This is a genomic window from Streptococcus sp. GMD6S, assembly GCF_000297015.1.
The window spans coordinates 1-2,891 of the sequence record NZ_AJRH01000387.1 but is presented as its reverse complement, the minus strand read 5'-3'; the positions used below and the strand labels follow the sequence as shown (position 1 = coordinate 2,891).

Here is a 2,891-nt window from a genome sequence, read left to right as displayed (position 1 = left end):
ACAAGCTCATCCGTATATTGCTCTTCGATATTAAAGGCTATTTTCTCTACGCGCGTTTCATCTGTATAAGTCAGTGGATATTCTGGCAGAGCGTCTGCTTTCGGTGCATCACTTGGTACCATATTTGGCTTAGCAGTTCCGACTTTGATAATTTGCGTTACTGGAGCCAAGGTTTCCTCATTAGACAATTCTTGACGGTCAACAACTTGACCGTTAGAACTGTAAATGCGAGTCTTGATAGTCCGTTCGCCTTGTACTCCTGGAGTGGCGATTTGACGGGCATCACGAACAAGCTCATCGGTTTCTTCTTCACGAATACTAAAGTTGATTTTTTCAACTCGCGTTTCGTCGGTGTAAGTTAGCGGATACTCTGGCAGAGCGTCTGCTTTCGGCGCTTCACTCGGTACCATGGTTGGCTTAGCTGTGCCGACCTTGACGATTTGTGTTACGGGCGCTAGGGTTTCCTCATTAGACAACTCTTGGCGATCAACCTCTTGACCATTGGAACTGTAGACGCGAGTCTTGATAGTTCGTTCGCCTTGGACACCCGGAGTCACGATTTGACGAGCATCTCGAACAAGCTCGTCCGTATGTTGCTCCTCGATATTGAACGCAATCTTCTCAATGCGGGTTTCATCCGTATATGTCAACGGATACTCTGGAAGAGCGTCTGCTTTTGGTGCTTCGTTCGGTACCATAGTTGGTTTAGCTGTTCCGACTTTGACTATTTGCGTTACTGGAGCTAGGGTTTCCTCATTAGACAATTCTTGACGGTCAACAACTTGACCATTGGAACTGTAGACACGAGTCTTAATCGTACGCTCACCTTGGACTCCTGGAGTTGTGATTTGGCGGGCATCACGAACCAATTCATCCGTTTCTTCTTCACGAATGCTAAAGTTGATTTTTTCAACGCGCGTTTCATCTGTATAAGTCAGTGGATACTCTGGCAGAGCCTCTGTTTTCGGCGCTTCGCTCGGTACCATGGTTGGTTTAGCTGTACCAACTTTGACAATTTGCGTTACTGGAGCCATGGTTTCTTCATTCGAAAGTTCTTGACGGTCAACAACTTGACCGTTAGAACTGTAGACACGAGTCTTAATCGTACGCTCACCTTGGACTCCTGGAGTTGTGATTTGACGACTTCCTTCTGGAATCTCATCTGTATATTGCTCGTCAATAGAAAAATCAATCTTTTCTATTCTAACCTCATCATTTGTAGTCAATTCCAACTCAGAATTCTCATGAATAGGAGCTGTATCAGGATTTGTCCCATATTCTGTCAGTTCTGGAATCTCTTGAACTGGAGCTGTATCAGAACTGGTGCCATACTCTGCCAATTCTGGAACTTCGTGAACAGGAGCTGTATCAGGATTTGTCCCATATTCCGTCAGTTCTGGAATCTCTTGAACTGGAGGCGTATCAGAACTTGTACCATATTCTGTTAATTCTGGAACTTCATGAACTGGCGCTGTCTCAGAATTTGTGCCATATTCTGTCAATTCTGGAACTTCGTGAACTGGCACTGTCTCAGGACTTGTACCATATTCTGACAATTCTGGAACTTCATGAACTGGTGCTGTTTCAGGAGTTGCGCCATATTCTGTCAATTCCGGAATTTCATGAACTGGCGCTGTTTCAGGAGTTGTACCATATTCTGACAATTCCGGAACTTCGTGAACTGGAGTTTCTTTTGGTATCGAGTTAGTTGGAGCTGTTCCAACTAAAATAATTTCAGAAACAGGTTCAAGCGTCACTTGATCAGAAATCATTTCGCTTTTTACGATTTCTTGATCCTTACGAAAATGGCGAGTCACTACTGTACGTTGACCTCGAACACCTGTTTGTATAACTTTTGATTGCCCTTGAGCCAATTCATCGGTATATTGATATTTTGTCTGATAAGGAAGTTCTTGAACTGACTCCTGCTCACTAATTTTTAGTTCTGGCAAGTCATAAACGGTGCTTAGACGAGCAGACTCTCTTTCCTTAGCAGCTATAGCTTCTCTTTCTTCCTCAGTTAAAGCATCCCCCTTATCTGAAACAATCTCTTTCATATCAAGATTTGTTTCACTCGGTTTAAGTTCACTTCCCTTCTCTTTCTCCCAGTCAAGTGTCGGATTTTCCTTCAGAGCAGAATGAGCTAAATGACTATCATTTTGTTCTTCATTCTTTAGATAACCGATATAGTCGTAACCGTCAATTTTCAATGGCGCTGGAAGTGCATCTCCAAGACCCAAGTTAAGACTTTGATTATATGCAGCGAGCTCGATATTCGTCACTGCTAAGACTGTTGGAGATAGCAGTATGGATCCCATTCCAGTTACCAACAAGATCGAAGATAAATACCTCTTCCCATTTCTGCCTCTAACAACTACAAGCACTAGTAATGCAAGACCCATCGCTGTAAAAGTTGATTCCCAAAGACCGGAATGACCTGTTTTAGGTAATACTCCAGACGAATCCGCTTGAGTAGTCGGACGATAAACTAAGTAATAAGTCTCTGAAGCATCCTCAACATGCTTTGGAATCTCCCTGATCAAGGCACTCTTCTCTGCCTCCGTCAATTCAGACTCCACTACGTAGTGGTATTTTACCTGAGCAGACTGCTGACTTTGAATTTCTGCTGCCTTCACAGAAGTCAAGCCCCCAGCCATTTGCCCACTCAAAAAGAAGCTTCCAATAGTCGCTGAAACGAGCCCAACGGACAACTTTCGGAAAGAAAAACGCTGTCGTTTTTCTCCATAAAATTGATGTTTCATTCTCAAAATTCCCTCTTCAATATATTATTCAATCCTTTCTATTCTACCTGATTTCACTTGATTATTCAAATTATTTGTCGCGATTTTTAGAAGCAACACATGCTTTTGAAAAGTACCAAAAAACGACCT

The 2,891-nt window shown here is 43.0% G+C and carries 1 protein-coding gene; it reads right to left on the bottom strand.

Translation table 11 applies throughout. The annotated features are described in order from the left end of the window. Nucleotides 1-2,762: SIALI-17 repeat-containing surface protein (locus GMD6S_RS11965; RefSeq protein WP_000682656.1), on the bottom strand; the 2,762-nt coding region annotated here is incomplete at its 3' end. Nucleotides 2,763-2,891 lie beyond the last annotated feature (129 nt).